Annotated in this window: 20 protein-coding genes and 2 pseudogenes; 9 read left to right on the forward strand and 13 right to left on the reverse strand. The window is 61.9% G+C overall.

Annotated features, from left to right (window positions below):
* Positions 1–60 precede the first annotated feature (60 nt).
* Entirely contained in the window at positions 61–705 is a 645-nt protein-coding gene (locus BLW24_RS06235; protein ID WP_090378056.1) for an FKBP-type peptidyl-prolyl cis-trans isomerase, read from the forward strand.
* Positions 706–717: 12 nt separating this feature from the next.
* On the opposite strand, the gene rsd is transcribed toward BLW24_RS06235, so the two are convergent.
* From rsd to BLW24_RS06270, 8 genes and pseudogenes are all read right to left on the reverse strand, one after another.
* Positions 718–1,191: a sigma D regulator gene (gene rsd, locus BLW24_RS06240; RefSeq protein ID WP_090378059.1), complete on the reverse strand. Its 474-nt coding sequence runs from the start codon at positions 1,189–1,191 to the stop codon at positions 718–720.
* Positions 1,192–1,387: 196 nt separating this feature from the next.
* Positions 1,388–1,930 carry a DUF3833 domain-containing protein gene (locus BLW24_RS06245; RefSeq protein ID WP_090378062.1) on the reverse strand — a complete coding sequence of 181 codons (543 nt, stop codon included), beginning with the start codon at positions 1,928–1,930 and terminating at the stop codon, positions 1,388–1,390.
* A 23-nt stretch (positions 1,931–1,953) separates the two neighbouring features.
* The gene (locus tag BLW24_RS06250) at positions 1,954–3,204 is read right to left on the reverse strand and encodes a heme biosynthesis HemY N-terminal domain-containing protein (RefSeq protein WP_090378065.1); all 1,251 of its coding nucleotides are present in this window, start codon (positions 3,202–3,204) and stop codon (positions 1,954–1,956) included.
* Positions 3,201–4,364 (reverse strand): uroporphyrinogen-III C-methyltransferase, encoded by a 1,164-nt coding sequence (locus BLW24_RS26380; protein ID WP_420875031.1) that lies wholly within the window; start codon positions 4,362–4,364, stop codon positions 3,201–3,203. The genes BLW24_RS06250 and BLW24_RS26380 overlap by 4 nt, the downstream gene beginning before the upstream one ends.
* A 33-nt stretch (positions 4,365–4,397) precedes the next feature.
* A pseudogene (locus tag BLW24_RS26385) lies at positions 4,398–5,150 on the reverse strand (uroporphyrinogen-III synthase); the annotation flags it as partial.
* Positions 5,150–6,088 carry a hydroxymethylbilane synthase gene (gene hemC, locus BLW24_RS06260; protein WP_090378071.1) on the reverse strand — a complete coding sequence of 313 codons (939 nt, stop codon included), beginning with the start codon at positions 6,086–6,088 and terminating at the stop codon, positions 5,150–5,152. The pseudogene BLW24_RS26385 and the gene hemC, both read right to left, overlap by 1 nt.
* 91 nt (positions 6,089–6,179) lie before the next feature.
* Complete coding sequence (locus tag BLW24_RS06265; RefSeq protein ID WP_090378074.1) at positions 6,180–6,926, reverse strand: LytR/AlgR family response regulator transcription factor; 747 nt, start codon at positions 6,924–6,926, stop codon at positions 6,180–6,182.
* Positions 6,923–8,005 (reverse strand): sensor histidine kinase, encoded by a 1,083-nt coding sequence (locus tag BLW24_RS06270; protein ID WP_090378077.1) that lies wholly within the window; start codon positions 8,003–8,005, stop codon positions 6,923–6,925. Before BLW24_RS06270 ends, BLW24_RS06265 begins: the two co-directional genes overlap by 4 nt.
* A 254-nt stretch (positions 8,006–8,259) precedes the next feature.
* Here BLW24_RS06270 and argH point away from each other — a divergent pair, with 254 nt between their 5' ends.
* From argH to BLW24_RS06300, 6 genes and pseudogenes are all read left to right on the forward strand, one after another.
* A complete protein-coding gene (gene argH, locus BLW24_RS06275) occupies positions 8,260–9,654 on the forward strand; it encodes an argininosuccinate lyase (protein ID WP_090378080.1) in 1,395 nt (464 codons plus the stop codon).
* A 29-nt stretch (positions 9,655–9,683) separates the two neighbouring features.
* Positions 9,684–9,926, forward strand: a complete 243-nt coding sequence (locus BLW24_RS06280) for a hypothetical protein (RefSeq protein WP_090378083.1) — start codon at positions 9,684–9,686, stop codon at positions 9,924–9,926.
* A 6-nt stretch (positions 9,927–9,932) separates the two neighbouring features.
* Positions 9,933–10,412, forward strand: coding sequence for a GNAT family N-acetyltransferase (locus BLW24_RS06285; RefSeq protein WP_090378084.1), 480 nt, complete (start codon positions 9,933–9,935; stop codon positions 10,410–10,412).
* Between the two features lie 24 nt (positions 10,413–10,436).
* Entirely contained in the window at positions 10,437–10,706 is a 270-nt protein-coding gene (locus BLW24_RS06290; RefSeq protein ID WP_208600146.1) for a hypothetical protein, read from the forward strand.
* Positions 10,707–10,883: 177 nt separating this feature from the next.
* A complete protein-coding gene (locus BLW24_RS06295) occupies positions 10,884–11,129 on the forward strand; it encodes a TIGR02647 family protein (protein WP_090254617.1) in 246 nt (81 codons plus the stop codon).
* Positions 11,130–11,306: 177 nt separating this feature from the next.
* Positions 11,307–14,160, forward strand: a pseudogene (locus BLW24_RS06300) (class I adenylate cyclase).
* A gap of 6 nt (positions 14,161–14,166) precedes the next feature.
* On the opposite strand, the gene BLW24_RS06305 reads toward BLW24_RS06300, so the two are convergent.
* The 5 genes from BLW24_RS06305 to BLW24_RS06325 all read right to left on the reverse strand — a co-directional run bounded on the left by BLW24_RS06305 (position 14,167) and on the right by BLW24_RS06325 (position 17,312).
* Entirely contained in the window at positions 14,167–14,967 is an 801-nt protein-coding gene (locus tag BLW24_RS06305; RefSeq protein WP_090378090.1) for a lipase family protein, read from the reverse strand.
* A gap of 39 nt (positions 14,968–15,006) precedes the next feature.
* On the reverse strand, positions 15,007–15,417 hold the full coding sequence (gene rnk, locus BLW24_RS06310; RefSeq protein ID WP_090378094.1) for a nucleoside diphosphate kinase regulator: 411 nt from the start codon (positions 15,415–15,417) through the stop codon (positions 15,007–15,009).
* Between the two features lie 118 nt (positions 15,418–15,535).
* Positions 15,536–15,745 (reverse strand): DUF1289 domain-containing protein, encoded by a 210-nt coding sequence (locus BLW24_RS06315; protein ID WP_090387639.1) that lies wholly within the window; start codon positions 15,743–15,745, stop codon positions 15,536–15,538.
* Positions 15,723–16,055 (reverse strand): iron donor protein CyaY, encoded by a 333-nt coding sequence (gene cyaY / locus BLW24_RS06320; protein WP_090254611.1) that lies wholly within the window; start codon positions 16,053–16,055, stop codon positions 15,723–15,725. Before cyaY ends, BLW24_RS06315 begins: the two co-directional genes overlap by 23 nt.
* A 216-nt stretch (positions 16,056–16,271) precedes the next feature.
* On the reverse strand, positions 16,272–17,312 hold the full coding sequence (locus BLW24_RS06325) for an AraC family transcriptional regulator (protein ID WP_090378097.1): 1,041 nt from the start codon (positions 17,310–17,312) through the stop codon (positions 16,272–16,274).
* Between the two features lie 147 nt (positions 17,313–17,459).
* On the opposite strand from BLW24_RS06325, the gene lptM reads away from it, so the two are divergent.
* Both lptM and lysA read left to right on the forward strand, forming a co-directional pair.
* Positions 17,460–17,585, forward strand: a complete 126-nt coding sequence (lptM, locus tag BLW24_RS06330) for an LPS translocon maturation chaperone LptM (RefSeq protein ID WP_090387640.1) — start codon at positions 17,460–17,462, stop codon at positions 17,583–17,585.
* Between the two features lie 9 nt (positions 17,586–17,594).
* On the forward strand, positions 17,595–18,842 hold the full coding sequence (lysA, locus tag BLW24_RS06335; RefSeq protein WP_090378101.1) for a diaminopimelate decarboxylase: 1,248 nt from the start codon (positions 17,595–17,597) through the stop codon (positions 18,840–18,842).
* The last annotated feature ends 5 nt before the right edge of the window (positions 18,843–18,847 follow it).

Raw genomic sequence — 18,847 nt, forward strand, 5'->3', positions numbered from 1 at the left:
ACGCATTGAGCTTGCGAGCCTGGCTGGCATAATCGGCGCACCTTAGGCCGGAGAACACCCATGCCACGTTTCGCCTTGCTACTACTCTGCCTGCTCGCGCCTCTGTCTCAAGCGCATGAGCATTCCCACGACCTGGCCTATAGCCTGGGGGTAAAACTCGGTGAGCGGCTGCGTGACGAAGTACCGGATCTGGAGCTGCAAGCCCTGCTCGACGGTCTGCGCCAGGCCTACCGCAACGGGCCGCTGGCGCTGGATGCCAAGCGCATCGAAAGCCTGCTGGCCGAACATGAAGCGCAGTTGGCCAGCGCCCCGGAACGCATTGAAAAAGCCAAGGCAGCCGAGCAGCGTTTTCTCGCCACGGAGAAGGCCAAGGCCGGCGTACGTGTACTGCAGGATGGCGTGCTGATGCAGGAGCTGCGCGCAGGCAGCGGCCGCAAGCCCGGCGCGAAGAGCCGCATTCAGGTGCGCTATATAGGTTTTCTGGCAGATGGCAGTCAGTTTGACGAAAGCCAGACCGCGCAGTGGTTTCGCCTGGACAGTGTGATCGCCGGATGGCGCAGTGCGCTGCAGCAGATGCCAGTGGGCGCGCAGTGGCGCTTGGTGATTCCGTCGGCTCATGCGTATGGCGAAGAAGGGGCGGGGGATTTGATTCCACCCTACTCGTCCCTGGTGTTCGAGCTGGAATTGCTCGACACCAAGGAGTAACGAGTCAGTTCATCAGAGAGCCGGGGCTGCCTGTTCCTGATGGGCGTTATGCAGGACTTCGATCAGGCAGTCCTCCAGCTCGAAGCGCTCGTGCAGCAACTGGCCGAGGCGTTTCAGCTCATCCAGCAGGGATACCGAGTCGTGGCAATCGCCATTGTCGCAGCGGTCATTGAAGGCCAGCGCCACTTCGGTAATCACCTCGATGCGCGGGTAGATCTGCTTGGCCAGATCAAGACCACGCTGATCACCAAAGGCCTTGGCTTCGCTGGTCAACTGTTCGTAGACCTCGAAGTGGCCAGCGGATACGTAATCGACAAGGATCTCGCAGAAACGCTGCAATGCCTCGGCATTAGCGCTCGGTGCTTGCGGTGAATTGTTGATGGCGGCATACGCATGAACCAGCTCTTTGCGCTCTTGCAGCCAACGGTCGATCAGCAGGTGAACTCCACCCCAACGCTCCTGGGCGTTCTGACAACTCTCGAGCATGATGACCTCTACTTCCCTATTGCTATTAGTGTTGTACGCCCGCATCGAGACAGATTTTTGTCAGCCCGTGCAAGGTCTGGGAAGACAACCGTGAAACGGCAACTTTCCGGCGGTATCTGAGGGCCAGATTATTCCCGCTGGCTTAGGCCTTCAAGGTAGCGTTGGAGAAAATTTCATACAAGCGTTTAACCGGCGCCTACTCAGCCTTCTCAGCCGCCGCAGGCTTGTAAAAGCTCAGGGTGACCTGGCCAAGGTCAATGCCCCACTTCGACATACGCGCCCGATTGAGCATCACCTGGCCATCCATCAGGAACATCCAGTCATCAAAATCAACCACATAGGTTGAGTCATCGACCTTCAGCCGTAGCTGGTAACGCCAGTGCAAGGCGTTACCGGCAACTTCACCGACGGCTTCCCCAACCACATCACCCGCAGTACCACGCCAACTGCCGTCGGCCTGCTTGGTCAGGGTCCAGACGCGCCGTTCGGTGCTGCCATCGCTGTAGGTAAAGCGTTCGTCGAGCACGCCTACATCACCGCCCCAGGTGCCGGTCATGGCCACATGGAAACGCTTGACCACCTCGCCGGAGCGATTCTGGAACATGCCCCAAGCCTGCAACTCTCCATTGAAGTAATCGCTCAACTCCAGGCGAGGCTGCTCGCTGACATACTCATTCACCTGCGGGCCGGCACAACCCGCCAGCAGCGCTACCAGACAACAGATCAACAGTGTCCGCATAAGCACCTCAAGAAGCGGCTAAATCAAATCGCTGCTGGCAAAACTGGCGTACACAACCGCGCATCAAGCAGGCGCAGGCCTTCCTGACACAGGCTGTTGCTACGCTCCAGCTCGCCCAGTTGTGCCAACAAACGCGCCAGCTCGGCACAGGTTTCTGGATGACGCTGAAAAACCAGACTGCTTTCCAGGTAATCCTTGGCTTTTCCCCACAACTGACTGTGCAGACACAGCCGCCCCAGCGTCAGCAGCAAGCCGGCATCTTGTGGATGTTGCTTCAACCAGCCCTCGGCCGCCTGTAACTGCTTACCCAGATCACGCCCATGCAGCAAGCCGTATAGACGCACCAGAGCGGTGTCGTAATGCTGCTTCACGAAATGCCGCAGCAGCTCTTCCGCCTCGCCTTCGGCACCCAGTTGACGCAGTTGCTCGGCATACACCGCCAGTAGCTCGGGCACCTGATGCTGCGCCGTCGACATGGCCTGCCAGACTTGCTGCAACGCCAGCAGCGCCGCCTGCGCGTCGCCGTCAATCGGTTGAGCAGCCTGCAGCAAGCGTCCACGCCACGCCTGACGCTCAAGCTCGCTCAGCTCGGCATTGCCCAGAGCTTTCTCCTTGCGCAGATCAGGTAGCAACCCAAGCAGTGCCGACCAATCGCCCGACTGCAGGTAGAGCTGCTGCAGCTGACGCAACACCAGGTGATGGTGTGGATGACGCGAACGCATGGCTTGCAGAGTCTCCAGCGCCGCATCGGTCTGTCCGCGCGCCAGTTGCAGTTCGGCATGTTGCAGGGCAATTGCCAGTTCCGCCTGCGGCTGTCGGTTGAGTGCCTGCTCCAGCAGGTCGTCGCTGTCGTTGTGATGCCCCAACTGATGTGCAGCGCGTGCGGCGCCCAGGTAATAACTCAAGGGCTGCGGCGAGCTGCTGGCCGCCTGTTTGAGATGACGCAGGGCGCGCGCCCAACGACCCTCAGCAAGGTCGAGAAAGCCTTGCTCGGACGCCAGCCGTACGCGGCGACGGTTGTGCAGACGTGACCAGGGATTGAGCAGGCCGCCGGATGTGACCAACAGCCGGACGCTCAAACGCACTAGATAAACCAGCAGCCAGAGCACCAGCACCAAGGCGACAAAGGCCCACAGGCTGGATTCATAACGAAAGCCTTGGAAGGCAATCAGCACATAGCCCTTGTGCTCGGCCAACGGCAGACCGAACAGCACCAGGCTGGCGACGCCGGCAACGATCGCCAGAACCAACAGCAACCAGTAGATGCGCTTCATTGCAGCGCCTCCTGCAGTTGCGCCTCGACATCATCGCTGGGCGCGGCGGCAGGTTCAGCCTCGACCTTCTGCTGGCTGCGCGCGGTCTGTTTGGCTTGTATGTATGCCTGCACGGCATTCAGCGTCGGGCTGAGGTCCGGCGGCGTCACCGCAATCGGCCGCTCGGCCAGCTCATCAATGCGCGCACTCAGGGCGCGGCTATTGGGGTTATCCACATCGAAGTGTGCATCCAGCACTTCACGTGCCTGCTGCAAGGCCTGGCAATAGACCTCGCTCTTACCATGCAACGCCCCCCACTGGGCCTGCTCCAGCGCCAGACTGAGGGACAGCCGCACCTGGGTCAGGCTCTGGCCGGCGAGCACGGGGCGGATATTGCGGTCGGCGTTGAAATCAATGCGGAAGTATTCCGACAAGGTCTGCAGACCACGCTGCCACCATTGCTGCTCAACCACTCCTGAATCGGCCAGCTCGCTGAGTACGCCACCGTCAGCGCTGAAGCTAGGCGCCTGGGCATTGAGTTGCGCCACCTGCTCACGCAATGCGCCGAGCTGCAGAAACAGCCCGGTACGGTCCGGGTTGGCGGTCGAACGCAGTGCCTGCAGGCTCATGGCCAATTGCTCGCGGGCGGCAAATGCGGCGGGGTCATCCTGCTCATGTAGGATTTCATCGGCGGCCTGCACCAGTGCGGTGGCGCTGTTGATGTCCTGCAAAGCAGATAGACGCAAGCTGGCCAGGCGCAGCAGATGCTCGGCCTCGGCCAGGCGCCAGTCCTGACGACTGGCACCCAGTACGGTTTCCAGACGCTGATTGAGCAGTTGCTGCTGGCCCTGCAGCTGGGCCAGCAGACGACGACGGGTTTCCAACTCCTCGACACTTGGCAGCTGATCGAGGCGCACCTCTAATTTCTTGCCAGTCTGCGCCAGGCTTTGCGCTTCACTGCGCGCCTCCTGCAACTGCCAAAGCCCCCAACCACCCGCACCGGCGCCAGCAGCAGCGACCAACAAGGCCAGCAGAGCCAGACCGTTGCCACGCGAAGCCGGTTGGCTCGCGACAGGCGGCGTAGCCGGCAGCGCAGCGGCGGTATCCAGCGGTGCCTGTTCGGGTTGTTTTACGGCGTGATCGTTCGGGCCTTGCTCTTTCGGAGTAGTTGCTTCGCTCACGTATCCATCCTTTGCGTCAGAGATCGGGGCAGGTTGCGTCTGCAAGGCCGCCAGCAACGCCGCGGCACTCGCGCCACGACAGTCCACAACAAATTGCGCACCGGCCGCACGGGCCATTTCGGCAACTCGCGGGCTGGGTACAAATAAGGGTAGTTGAGCCAGTTCGGCCCAGGACTCAGCGGCCAGCTCGCGCAAATGCACAAAGCCCTGTCCACTGCTGACCACCAGAGCGTTCAGGCGTTCCGCCTGAATCCGCTCGATCAGTGCTGCGGACGGGTAATCCGGCAGTACCCGGCGATACAGTGGCAGATAGTCCACCTGCACGCCTTGGCCGCGCAAGCGCTCGGCCAGTAACTCTCGGCCACTCTCACCGCGCAGGATCAATACCCGTGGGCTGGCGGCCGCCGTCAGTGCCTGCTGTAACTGCGGCAGGGCGAGCAGCGCCTCGCTGTCATCAGCCTCTTCCGGGTAATACACCTGCAGATCATGCCCACGGAGAATCTGCGCCGTGGCCGCGCCGACGCTGAACCAGGGTTGTTCGGTAGGCACTGGGGTTTGGTAGCGATCCAGCAGATCAAGCGCCAGCCGCGCCGCCGGCTTGCTCACCACGATCACCGCGCAGTAGCGCTGCAGATCAGCAAGCGCGGCGCGTTGCTCGGCACTTTCGCTCAGGGCTTCAATAGCCAGCAGCGGCAAGCTGCTGCTGTAGATGCCGTGCTCGGCCAAGGTTGCTGCCAGCGCCGCCGATTCCTGGGCCGGTCGCGTCAGCAGCAAACGCCAACCCATCACTCGGCAGCGGCCTCGCCGTATACGGCTTGCAGAATGGCCGCAGCGCCCTGGGCCAGCAGGGCTTCAGCGACCTGCACCCCCAACTGCTCAGCCTGTGCTGACGGAGCACGGTTTTCCGCCCGCAGCAGCAAACCGCCATCCGGCTGACCGACCAAGCCGCGTAACCATAGCTGCTCGCCCTCAAGCACTGCGTAACAGGCAATTGGTACCTGGCAGCCGCCATTCAGGTGCTTGTTCAAGGCGCGCTCGGCGGTCACCCGCAGCGCGGTATCGTGATGATGCAGAGGTGCCAGCAGAGCATGGATCTCACTGTCGGCTGTGCGGCATTCGATACCCACCGCGCCCTGACCACCGGCCGGCAGGCTGTCTTCAGCGCTGATCGACGAGCGAATGCGCTCGGCAAAACCGAGGCGAATCAGCCCGGCGGCGGCAAGGATGATGGCGTCGTAGTCACCGGCATCCAGCTTGGCCAGGCGGGTGTTGACGTTGCCACGCAGGAACTGGATTTTCAGATCTGGCCGGCGCGCCAGCAGCTGGGCCTGACGGCGCAGACTGGAAGTGCCGACCACGCTACCGGCAGGCAAGGCATCGAGGCTGGCATAGGTGTTGGACACAAAGGCATCGCGCGGATCTTCCCGCTCACAGATGCAGTACAGGCCCAGGCCTTCGGGGAAGTCCATCGGCACATCCTTCATCGAATGCACGGCGATGTCGGCCTGATTCTCCAGCATCGCGGTTTCCAGCTCTTTGACAAACAGCCCCTTGCCGCCAATCTTCGCCAGCGGCGCGTCGAGCAGCTTGTCACCGCGACTGACCATAGGCACCAGGCTGACTTTGAGACCAGGGTGCGCCTGCTCCAGGCGGGCTTTGACGTGTTCGGCCTGCCACAGGGCCAGGGCACTTTTACGGGTGGCGATGCGGATTTCGCGAGACATGGGCAATTCCAGAAAACGAACTGCCGGGGATAATAACAGGCTGACCCGGATCAGGCCTGCAACCCGGAGTCATCCGGGCTGCCCGAGAGCCTTAAAGGTTGTGCATCAGCTTGCGCACGCCGGCCACATGCCGACGGCTGACAATCAATGCTTCCTCGTTCATACCCTTGAGGAACAGCTGGAAATGCCCGAGCGGCGTGCGCTGCAGGCGCTCGATACGCTCACGAGCAACCAACGCATTGCGGTGAATGCGCACAAAGCGATCACCAAATTCGTCTTCCAGGGCTTTCAGCGGCTCATCCAGCAGCACTTCGCCGCCAGCGTGGCGCAAGGTTACGTACTTGTGGTCGGCAATAAAGTAGATCACCTGATCCAGCGGAATCAGCTCGATGCCTTTGCGGGTGCGTGCACTGATATGGCTGCGTGGGCCGCCAACGCTGTCTACGGCAGGACGGGTCAGGGCGGCGAGTTGCACACGGTTGGGCCGCTCGGCTTTCTTCAGCGCCTCACTGAGGCTTTCTGCACGCACCGGCTTGACCAGATAACCCACAGCGCTGACCTGGAAGGCCTCCAGGGCAAACTCATCATGGGCGGTGCAGAAAATCACGGCTGGCGGCGCCTCGCGCTCACACAGCCTGGCTGCCACCTGCAGGCCATCAAGGCCCGGCATGCGGATATCCAGCAGCACCACATCCGGCTTCAGGCTGTCGATCAGGCTCAAGGCCTCCTCGCCGTTGCTGGCTGCAGGTTCAAGCACACGATAGCCATCGAGTTCGCCCACCATGCGGCTCAGGCGCTCTCGGGCCAGGGGTTCATCATCGACAATCAGGACATTCATAATGCACGGGCTTCCTGCTTGGGTCTCGCACAAGGATAGCGTAGACAAGTGAAGTGGCGTCCGTCACGGCGCTCTACGCTGAGACTGGCACGCGGCCCGAAAAGTGCCACCAGCCGCGCATCGATATTGGTCAGCGCCTGATGCGTACCGCGCGAGGGCGGTTCCTCGCCTAGTTGTTCGTATGGATTGCTCACGCACAGCTGAAATACCCCCTCGTGATAACTCGCCTCGACCCGCACCAGACCACCCTCAATGCGCGGCTGAATGCCATAGATCAAAGCGTTTTCCAGTAAGGGTTGCAGCGTCAGTTGTGGAATCGGCAGATCGTCCGGCACATCGACAATCTCCCACTGCAACTGTAGACGCTCGCCGAGCCGATAGCGCTCAATCGATAAATATCGTTGTGCCAGCTCCAGCTCTTCGCGCCAGGGCACCAGGCTACCGGGCTTGGCCAGGCTGGCGCGGAACAGGTCGGAGAGATCCAGCACTGCCTGCTCGGCCTTGTACGGGTCGACCACCACCAGGCTGGCGATGCTGTTCAGACTGTTGAACAGGAAGTGCGGACGGATACGCGCCTGCAGCGATTCGATGCGCGCACGCAATTCAGCCTGCTCCTGCTTGCGCCACTGGCTCTGCAAGTAGAAATAGCGCAACAACAACGCCGACATGATCAAACTGATCAAGGCATGTCGCAGGTACAGGTTGACCTCGCCAGTACGCGGCAGCGGCCCGCCCAGCTCGTAATAATCCGCCACAGCAGTACAGATCAGGCTCAGGGTAACCACAATCGCGCAGCACAAGGCGCCGGCCGTCGCTGCGGGCATGCGCGCCATCAACGGGCGCAGGCGGCACAGCACGGCGGCCGAGAGCAGTACGATCCACTGCACGAATAATGAGGTCAGTGCCAGACGTACCCAGTCGAAGCCCGGCAGCATGGGTTCGGACAGCACCAGCACCAGCACCAGCAGCTCAGCCAGCAGGACCATGCTCAACAGGGCTTCTGGCTGGCAGAGTTCGGGCACGAAGAAGTCATCGACCAGTGGTGGTTGTTTTTCTGATAAAGCGCTTTTTATTTTCATCGCCGCAGTTTCCGCGTGACCCGCGCCAGTAGCAAGATAGACAGCTGCGACCGGGCAAAATAAAGCACCGAAATGCGCCCGCCGCGATAAATCTGTGAACGGCGCAACATTGCTCTACTGCAGCCTAGCTGCGCCCACCGACAAAGCGACGCGGCGAATTTGCCGGCCAGCCTGTTATTATCGGCGCACTTTTCCGTCTTGCCGGCCGCCCCAGCGCGGCCAGCCCGTTTTAGCGCACCAGCCGAGCGAAGCCCATGAGCACTGAAAAAACCAACCAATCCTGGGGCGGCCGCTTCAGCGAGCCAGTCGATACCTTTGTTGCCCGCTTTACCGCCTCCGTCGAATTCGACAAGCGCCTGTATCGCCACGACATCATGGGCTCCATTGCCCACGCCACCATGCTGGCCAAGGTTGGCGTGCTCAGCGACGCCGAGCGCGATAGCATCATCGCCGGCCTGACGCAGATTCAGAGCGAGATCGAAGCGGGCCAGTTCGACTGGCGCGTCGATCTGGAAGACGTGCATATGAACATCGAGGCCAGACTCACGGATCGCATTGGCGTCACCGGCAAGAAGCTGCACACCGGCCGCTCGCGTAACGACCAGGTGGCCACCGATATCCGCCTGTGGCTGCGCGACGAGATCGACCTGATCCTGGCCGAGATCACCCGCCTGCAGCAGGGCCTGCTGGAGCAGGCCGAACGTGAAGCGGAAACCATCATGCCCGGCTTCACCCACCTGCAAACCGCGCAGCCGGTGACCTTCGGGCATCACCTTCTGGCCTGGTTCGAAATGCTCTCGCGCGATTACGAGCGCCTGGTCGACTGCCGCAAACGCACCAACCGCATGCCACTGGGCTCGGCGGCCCTGGCCGGCACCACCTACCCGATTCAGCGTGAAATCACCGCACAACTGCTGGGTTTCGACGCAGTAGGCGGCAACTCGCTGGATGGCGTATCGGATCGCGACTTCGCTATCGAATTCTGCGCCGCCGCCTCGATTGCCATGATGCACCTGTCGCGTTTCTCCGAAGAACTGGTGCTGTGGACCAGCGCGCAGTTCCAGTTTATCGACCTGCCGGACCGTTTCTGCACCGGCTCCTCGATCATGCCGCAGAAGAAGAACCCGGACGTACCAGAGCTGGTACGCGGCAAGACCGGCCGGGTATTCGGCGCGCTGATGGGCCTGCTGACCCTGATGAAAGGCCAGCCGCTGGCCTATAACAAAGACAATCAGGAAGACAAAGAGCCGCTGTTCGACGCCGCCGACACCCTACGCGACTCGCTGCGCGCCTTTGCCGACATGATCCCGGCGATCAAGCCCAAGCACGCAATCATGCGTGAAGCGGCGCTGCGCGGTTTCTCCACCGCCACCGACCTGGCCGACTACCTGGTGCGCAAGGGGCTGCCCTTCCGCGATTGCCACGAGATCGTCGGCCATGCGGTGAAGTACGGCGTCGAGTCCGGCAAGGACCTGGCCGAGATGAGCCTGGAAGAACTGCGCCAGTTCAGCGACCAGATCGAGCAGGACGTGTTCGCCGTACTGACCCTGGAAGGCTCGGTCAACGCCCGCGACCATATCGGCGGCACCGCACCGAACCAAGTACGCGCAGCGGTTGTACGCGGCAAAGAACTGCTGGCGACGCGCTGATCATCAACTCACAAGGGAAAGGACGTCCCATGTTCGAGCTGCTACTACGCGGCCTGGCTGTCCTGGCGGAGGTCGTACTGGAGCTGGTGTTTGGCTACCTCTTCTACGCCAGCGGCTGGCTGGTGCTGCGCCTACTGACGCTGGGCCGCTATCCGCGCCTGCCATTGCGCGTGGCCGATCCACTGGGCCCGCGCTGCAGCTGGGTCAGCGTCTTCGGTTTTCTCTGTGTAGTCGGCCTGCCGCTGACTGCTCTGGTTTTTCTCTACGGCTAAGTACCCATGTCCCTGAATATCCGCCCCGCCACCGCCGCTGACGCTGCTCTGATCCTGCGCTTTATCACCGACCTGGCGATCTACGAGAAAGCCGAGCATGAAGTGCAGACCGGCGCTGCCGGCATCGAGGCAAGCCTGTTCGGCCCAGAGAGCAGCACCCGCGCCCTGATCTGCGAGCATGACGGCCAACCCATTGGCTATGCCGTTTACTTTTTCAACTACTCGACCTGGCTGGGCAAGCACGGGCTGTACCTTGAAGATCTTTACGTCAGCCCGGAAAAGCGCGGCGTGGGCGCCGGCAAAGCGCTGCTGCGCCACCTTGCGCAGCTGGCCGTGGACAAAGGCTGTGGCCGTTTCGAGTGGGCCGTGCTGGACTGGAACCAGCCAGCCATTGATTTCTACCAGGCGTTCGGCGCCCGCCCGCAGGACGAATGGACCACCTACCGCCTTACCGGCCAGGCTTTGCTGGACTTTGCCCAAGGCTGAAGCCGCACTCTTTTGGAGCAGCATATGAGCGAGCAAGACGACGAAGATTTCGCCCAGGGCACCCTGACCCAGGCCATCGAAAACCAGCTGGAGGCCGGCGAGCCGGCCTTTGTCCAAGCTGTACTGAACAAGCTGACGCTGGTCGGTTACGAGCGCGAAGAGATCATCGAGCTGATGGCCCTGGTGCTGTCTGATGAAATCGAGGTCATGTTGCGCGATGAGCGTCCGTTTGATCTCGCCCGCTATGAGCAAGGCCTGCGCGCCCTGCCCGAGCTGCCCGAACAGGCGCCGTAAACGGCGCGGAAAAATTTACCCCGCAGCACGCCAACTTCTGGCAGCATCAAGTCACAGCAGACTGCCTGGCGCTTCACTACACTGCCTTCGCAGGCTGCCTGTTGTTTCAGCCGATTTACCGCAGCGGGTGCTGCCGCCGCCGGCCGCAGCTCACTAAAACAAGAAGCTGGAGTACTTATGGCCTTTACCCCTGAACTGATTGCCGAACTGGAAATCCTCGCGCTGTTCAACCTGGGCACCACTCAGGAAGGAATCAAGGTTCACCACACTGCCACCCCCTCGGCGATTGCCGCCGCCCAACGCCTGCACGACAAAGGACTGATCAACCAGCCAGACGGCGGTTATCTGACCAGCCTGGGGCTCGACGCCGCCGAACACGCGCAAGTTCTGCTGACCATTCTCAATGTGACCGAAGCGGCCTGAGAAGCGCCCGCAAATCTCGCCAACTAGTGCGCGATCGAAACCGTTTCCAAGCCAACCTAGCCTGCGTTGCAGCGGCATCCTCAAGCTGTCCGCGACGCAGGCGATAACCCTGTATTCGCAGCCGTCCGCCAGCCACCTGGCAAGGCATGATCACGCACCGCCCTGCAGAGCCTGAGCATGAGTCGTACTGAGGAAATTCGCCCGGACATTGAAGACGGTATCGACCGCAAGGTACTGACGCAGCTGCGTGCGCGCTTCCTCACACTCAACCAGAGCCGTCTGCAACGAGCCATGCAGGCACTGTCGACACGCCAGCAGCTGGTCCTCAAGCTGTTGCCGCTACTGTTTCACGTCAATCATCCGCTGCTGCCGGGCTACGTTTCCGGGCTGACTCCGGCCGGCCTCAGCGGCTTCGAACCGGACGACGAACTGTTGTCCGAAGTGCAACGCCTGACCCGCTCGTTCGCCTACAAACCCTATCGCGGCAAGCAGGCGCTGCCGATCCACGGCCTGTTTCTGATGGGCAGCCTGGGCACCGTGGCCCAGGCTGAACAGAGCGACATGGACTTCTGGGTCTGCCACGCCAGCGACCTGAGCCCGCAACAGCTGCATGAACTGAACAAGAAATGCGCACTGCTGGAAAACTGGGCGGCCACCTTCGGTGCCGAGGCGCATTTCTTTCTGATCGACCCGGCGCGCTTCACCCAGGGCGAACGCGAGGCGCAGCTGACCTCGGACGACTGCGGCACCACCCAGCATTACCTGCTGCTCGACGAGTTCTACCGCACCGCCATCTGGCTCGGCGGGCGCACGCCACTGTGGTGGCTGGTGCCTGTGTATGAAGAGCAGCGCTACCAGCACTACACCAGCACCTTGCTGGCCAAGCGTTTTATCCGCGCCGAGGACGTGCTCGACCTCGGCCACCTGGCGCGCATCCCGCCGGAAGAATTTATCGGCGCCGGTATGTGGCAACTGTTCAAGGGCATCGAGTCACCCTACAAGTCGGTGCTCAAGTTGCTGCTTACCGAGGTCTACGCCAGTGAACACCCCAAGGTCGAATGCCTATCGCTGCGCTTCAAGCAGGCGGTGTTCGCCAATCGCCTGGACGTCGATGAGCTCGACCCCTATATCGTGGTCTACCGGCGCCTGGAGGAGTACCTCAATGCCCGCGGCGAGCACGAGCGCCTGGAGCTGATCCGCCGCTGCCTGTACCTCAAGGTCGACAAGAAGCTCAGCCGCCCGCCGCGCAACAACCGCAAGAGCTGGCAGCGCTTGCTGCTGGAGCGCCTGACCCGCGACTGGAACTGGGACAGCCGCCAGCTGGCGATGCTCGACAGCCGCAGCCAATGGAAGGTGCGCCAGGTCAGTGCCGAACGACGCATGCTGGTCAACGAGCTGACCTACAGCTATCGCTTTCTCTCCGAATTCGCCCGCAGCGAACATGCCGGCAGCTCGCTCAATAGCCGCGACCTGGGCATCCTCGGCCGCCGCCTGTACGCCGCCTTCGAGCGCAAGGCCGGGAAGATCGAATTTATCAACCCGGGCATCGCCCCGGACCTCGCCGAAGACACCCTGACGCTGGCGCAAAGCCCCAGCCCGGATGAACCCGATGAAACGCTGTGGGCGCTCTACAGCGGCAGCGTCAACGCTCAGGATCTGGAAGACTTCTCGCCGCTCAAGCGCTCGCGCGAGCTGATCGAGCTGCTCGCCTGGTGCCAGCGCAACGGCGTAATCGACAACAGCACGCGGCTGTCGTTGCACCCAGGCAGCAGCGACCTGAGCGAATACGAGTTATCCAATCTGCTCAGCAGCCTGCAGCAGGTGGTGCCGCTGCCTCTGCCGGCAGTTGACGAAGCGGCGCTGCTCAGCGCCAGCGTGCCCGGTGAAGTGATGCTACTGGTCAATGTCGGCATCGATCCGCTCAAGCAGTTCAGCCAGATGAACATGCACATGACCACCGAGCGCACCGATGCCCTGGGTTATTCCGGGGTACGCGAAAACCTGATTCTGACCATTGACCAGGTCACCCTGAACAGCTGGAACGAACTGCTGGTGACCCGCTATGACGGCCCGCATGCACTGCTCGACTGCCTGCGCGACTTTCTCAACAGCCTGCCCGCCAGCGGCAAGAAGCCCAACCTGCGGGTGCGTTGCTTCTGTCGCAACCGCGCCACGGCGATTGCCGAGCGGGTTGAAGAGCTGTTCCGCGAAACCCTCGGCAGCTTCAGCAGCGAACAGGCCAACCGCTACCTGCTGCAGATCAAACAGCACTACCACCTGCTCGAACTGAAACCCGGCCACGTCAGCCACACCAGCCTGAAAGACCTGCCCACACTGATTGACCACCTGGGCGAGGTGTTGCCCGGCTACAGCGAGCTGCATCTGGACCGCAGCGCCCTGGAAGGCGAAGACCTGGCGCTGATCCTGCCCGTGGGGCGGCCGCAGTGCATTCAGGTGTTCTACCGGCTGAACGAAGCCAGCGCCACGGCCGAGCTGAGTGTGCTCGACGAGCACAACGCGCTGTGGCGCCAGCAGATGCCGTTCCGTGATGAACAGAGCCTGCTGACCCCATTGCAACGCTTTCTGCAGTCGGTGCTGTACCGGCGCAATGCCCTGCTGCCACTGGATAATCTGCCGGCGCATCAGCCGCTGGAGGTGCTGTATTATCAGGTGCTGCCGGACGCGCCCCAGCGCGCTCAGCGCCTGGAGCGCCGGCCACCGCCGCTGTCACCGATCAGCCACCCGTTCTATGACGTGCAGGCCATCGTCGAGCCGGCAGATGGCAAGCGCTCACATGTCACCCTGTACTGCAATCACCGCGAATTTTCCGAGCTGGAATACGCCGGCGACCTGTTCGCCGCGGTCGCCCAGCACATCCTCGCGCAACGCCGCGATGGCGCGCTACCCCTGCTATATCACCGACCTCGACCTGTCGGGGGTACTCGGCGAAGGGCATATGCAGAGCGTGCATTACCTGCGCTACAAGAGCCGCCTGGAAGCAGCGCTTAATCAAGCGCTGCAGAAGGCCTGACAGCTGTCAGCCACGCATAGGCGCCTGTGGGTTCTGCAACGCATACAGGTAGCAGTCGGCCAGGCTGTGATTGTCGCCCACCGAGGCGTAACTGGCCGTGAAGGTCACCGCCAGCCCCAGGTGTTGGTACAGCCACGTGCCGGTAACGCCCGGCGGCACCTGCGGCACCAGATCACTGTCATTCACCACGCGGAAGGTTGGTACCTGCAGCCCGTTGTAATGTGCAGCGAAATCCGGGGCAGCCAGGCGCGGGCTGGCAAAGCTGTAGTGCTGCAGCGGCAAGTCCGGCCAGCGTTCACGCAAATCCAGCACGGTCAGGCTGGAGAGTGCACCGCCCAGGCTGTGCGCGCACACCCACAGCGGCCCGTTGGGCTGCTGAGTATCTACGGCCTGCAAGGCCTGGTCGCGCAGTGACGTATAGAGCTTGAGAAAGCCGTCATGCACATTGCCCAGGCCAGCTTGCCAGGGGTACGCGCGCTGATCGGCATCCAGATCGTCCAGCCAGTCCTGCACCGTATCGGTGCCACGAAACACCAGATAGACCTCGCCCTGCGGGTCACGCGCGGCAAAGCCAAAGGGCTCCGATTCGTTAAGAAAGCGCAGCTCGCTGAGCACACTCCAGATTGGTGCGGAAAAGCCCCAGCCGGGCAACGCAGGCGGCTGCCAGGTGAAATCCTGGGGCCGTCGCGGACGCTGCTGAGCTTGCCACTGGCTGTATTGGTCGTAGGCGAAACCGACCAACTGCGCGCATTGCAGCGCGCGCGAGAGGTCAAACCCCTGGGGAAAGTACATAGGCAGACTGGACATACGGCCTCCATGCCGAGATTGGCGTAGCTCTACTCTAGACTAGGCACGGCTGTATTCGCCCGCCGCTTCCGGCTGATATTCCACCGCCAGCAGGGTCAGCTTGAGCACCTTGCCGCCAGGCGCAGCCCAGTCGATATGCTGACCCACGGACAGCCCCAGCAAGGCCGTGCCCACTGGCGCCAATACCGACACACAGCCATCACCACGGGCATCCTGCGGGTAGACCAGGGTCAGGTGGTAATCCTTGCCGCTGCTTTCCTCACGGCAATGCACCCGCGAATTCATGGTCACCACACCGGCCGGCACCTCGTCATGGCCGACCACGTCGGCGCGGTCCAGTTCGGCCTGCAACGCGATGGCACTGGTACCAAAGTCGTCCAGGCTGTCGAGCATATGCTCCAGACGCTGCAGGTCAAGACGGGTGATGGTGAGCGAAGGTGCGCTGGTCATGGTGCGGGTATGTCCCCTTTACGGATCGTGAAAAAAGCAAAACCCCATCACTAAGACGGGGTTTTACAAGGCTTGGGCTGACCGTACCACAGCTAGTCAAATAAACAAGACCGCCCGGTCAAGGTGCCGCGCGACGCTGTTGCAAGCGCGCTTCGGCAGCCGCGCAGATGCTGCGTTTGCCCGCCATATCGGCTTTGCCCCAGTCGAGAATTTCCTGCAGCGTGCGGCCGCAGCCCAGGCAGATATCCTGATCATCCAGACAACACTGACGTCGACAGGGCGAGGCGACCTCCTGGCCCGCGCTGTCAGAGCTCTTCGAACTCAAGATCGGCACCGGATTGTTCCAGGGTGATACGCGCCAGCATTTCGCCCAGCTGCTCGTCGCTGCTGTCGCAGATCCAACGCTCGCTGGCCTGGTCATAATCGAAGTGGAAACCACCCGAACGCGCCGCCAGCCATAGCTGACGCAGCGGTTCCTGACGGCTGAAGATCAGCTGGGTGCCGTTTTCAAAACGCACAGTCAGCACCCCAGCGGAATTTTCCAGATCGAGGTCCAGGTCGCTGTCATCGAAAATATCTTCCACCGCCTGCTGGGTGGCATCGACCAGATCGTGAAAGCGGGCTTCGGTCAAACTCATTACGACTTACCTCAAAAAAGTCAGCGACTGCAAAAGTATAGGAACCTGTCGGGCTTGACCGTTCGTGACGAGGGAAAGTCCGGACCGAGTCAGTTTTGTTGGTCTTTCGAGGCGAATAGCGAGCTATTTAACGAGAAAGAACAGCAAAAATGGCCAAATCCGGCTTCTTCGCAGCAGAACAGTGTTATGTCCGACAGGCTCCCAGGGCTGCAGTGATTAATGTTCTTTCAAACTACGGCGATAGTCGCCCGGGCTCTGCCCGGTCCAGCGGCGAAACGCGCGGGCCAGCGAGCCAGGCTCGCTGAAGCCAACCAGGAAGGCAATTTCCGCCAATTCCAGCGCCGGGTCGCGCAGGTAATGCAACACCAGCTGCTGGCGCGTTTCATCCACCAACTGATTGAAGGATAACCCGGCTTCGCGCAAACGCCGCTGCAGGGTACGCGGACTGAGCGCCAAACGCGCGGCGATTTGCTGCAGGTCGGCGCCGACTTCCGGCAGCTGACGGGACAACTCCAGGCGCGCGCGATCGAGCACGCTATGGCCCTGCTGGATCTCGCCCAGCAGGCGATCAGCATAGGCATCGAGCGTCAGGCGCACCTGAGCATCAGCCTGGCCAAGCGGCGTGGCGAGCAGGCGATTGGGGAATACCAGAGCGTTATCGGCCTGATCGAACAGCACCGGACAGCGAAAGATCCGCTGATATTCGGACGTATCCGCCGGGGCAGCATGCTGAAAGCGCACCTCGGTCGGTGGAATATCCAGGCCGCTGATCCAGTGGCCGAAGGTTACCCAGCCGGCCAATGTCTCCTCACTGAGCTGACGCTTCTGCTGCGGCAACAACGGCTGCCAACTGTGCGCCACCTGCGGCTCCAGCCCTGGGCGCGGTGGCTCATCGGCAAGATCGACCTGGCCCAGATTACCCACCAACGCGGCGTAACGCGCCTGACGATGCAACGCGTCGGCGAGAGTCGCGCAGCTCATGATCAGATAACCGAGCACGCCGTAATAACCGGGGCGTACCGCCTCGCCCAGATGCAGGCCCAGCTGCTCATCGCCGGTCAGCCTTACGCCATGGCCGAGCAGCTCCAGATAGGTGCTGGCGGCGATGCGCTGATCTCGCTGGGCGAGAAGCTGCGGACTGAGCTCCACCCGCTCAAGCAGTTCAGCGCTGTCGACGCCCTGGCGCGCCAGGTAATCGAGCAAACCTTGCAGATAGGCAACGGAAACCGAGCTACTCACGGGTACGGGGTTGTCCATCCAGTCTCCTGATCACTGGCAATGGGTACGAAGACATCGCCAAAGATACAGGCAAAGCCCCGCCAGACGGGAACCCCGGCGCATAGGCAAGGCGCCAGGGGGCCGGTATACTCCGGCGCAATCATGCTTTATTACAAGGATTTCACCATGAAGCGGTTGTTTACTGCCTTTGTCGCGATGCTTGCCGTCAGCGCCCTGCTCGCTGGCTGCGGCCAGAAAGGCCCGCTGTACCTGCCGGAAGAAAGCCAGCCAGCGCCTGCGCAAACCGAATAGGGACAGCTTATGAACGCCTTCAACTACCGCGACGGTGCGCTGTTCGCGGAAGGCGTGGCGTTGTCCGCCATCGCCCAACGCTTCGGTACGCCGACCTACGTCTACTCGCGTGCGCACATCGAGGCGCAGTACCGCGCCTATGCCGATGCCCTGCAGGGCATGCCGCATCTGGTGTGTTTTGCCGTTAAAGCCAACTCCAATATCGGTGTACTGAATGTCCTGGCGCGCCTCGGTGCTGGCTTCGACATCGTCTCCCGTGGCGAGCTGGAACGCGTACTCAGCGCCGGTGGCGAGCCGAGCAAGATCGTCTTCTCCGGCGTCGGCAAAAGCCGTGACGATATGCGCCGCGCCCTGGAAGTGGGCGTGCACTGCTTTAACGTCGAATCCACCGACGAGCTGGAGCGCCTGCAAATCGTCGCTGCCGAACTGGGCAAGACGGCGGCGATCTCGCTGCGAGTCAACCCGGACGTCGACGCAGGCACTCACCCGTATATCTCCACGGGCCTGAAAGAAAACAAATTCGGCATCGATATCGAGCAGGCACCAGCTGTTTACGCCCGCGCCGCGGCCCTGCCGAACCTGCAGGTCGTTGGTGTCGATTGCCATATCGGCTCGCAGCTGACCACATTGCCGCCGTTCCTCGATGCCCTCGACCGCCTGCTCGCGCTGATCGATCAACTTGCCGCCGACGGCATCCGCATCAAGCACCTGGATCTGGGTGGCGGTCTCGGCGTGCAGTACCGCGATGAACAACCGCCACTGGCCGGCGACTACATAAAGGCCGTGCGTGAGCGCATTGCTGGCCGCGATCTGGCTCTGGTGTTCGAGCCGGGCCGTTCGATCATCGCCAACGCCGGCGTGCTGCTGACCCAGGTCGAGTACCTCAAGCACACCGAGCACAAGGACTTCGCCATCGTCGATGCGGCGATGAACGACTTGATCCGTCCGGCCCTGTACCAGGCCTGGATGGAAGTGGTGGCCGTGCAACCGCGCGATGGCGCAACGCGCAACTACGACATCGTCGGGCCGATCTGCGAGACCGGCGACTTCCTCGCCAAGGATCGCCAGCTGGCCCTGGCAGAGGGCGATCTGCTGGCCGTGCGCTCGGCCGGTGCCTATGGCTTTGTCATGAGCTCCAACTACAACACCCGCGGCCGCGCCGCCGAGGTGATGGTAGATGGCGAACAGACTTTCGAAGTGCGTCGCCGTGAGACGCTCAGCGAACTCTTTGCGGGCGAAAGCCGCCTGCCGGAGTAAGTCTG

The sequence above is a fragment of the Pseudomonas anguilliseptica genome (assembly GCF_900105355.1).
Lineage (GTDB): Bacteria > Pseudomonadota > Gammaproteobacteria > Pseudomonadales > Pseudomonadaceae > Aquipseudomonas > Aquipseudomonas anguilliseptica.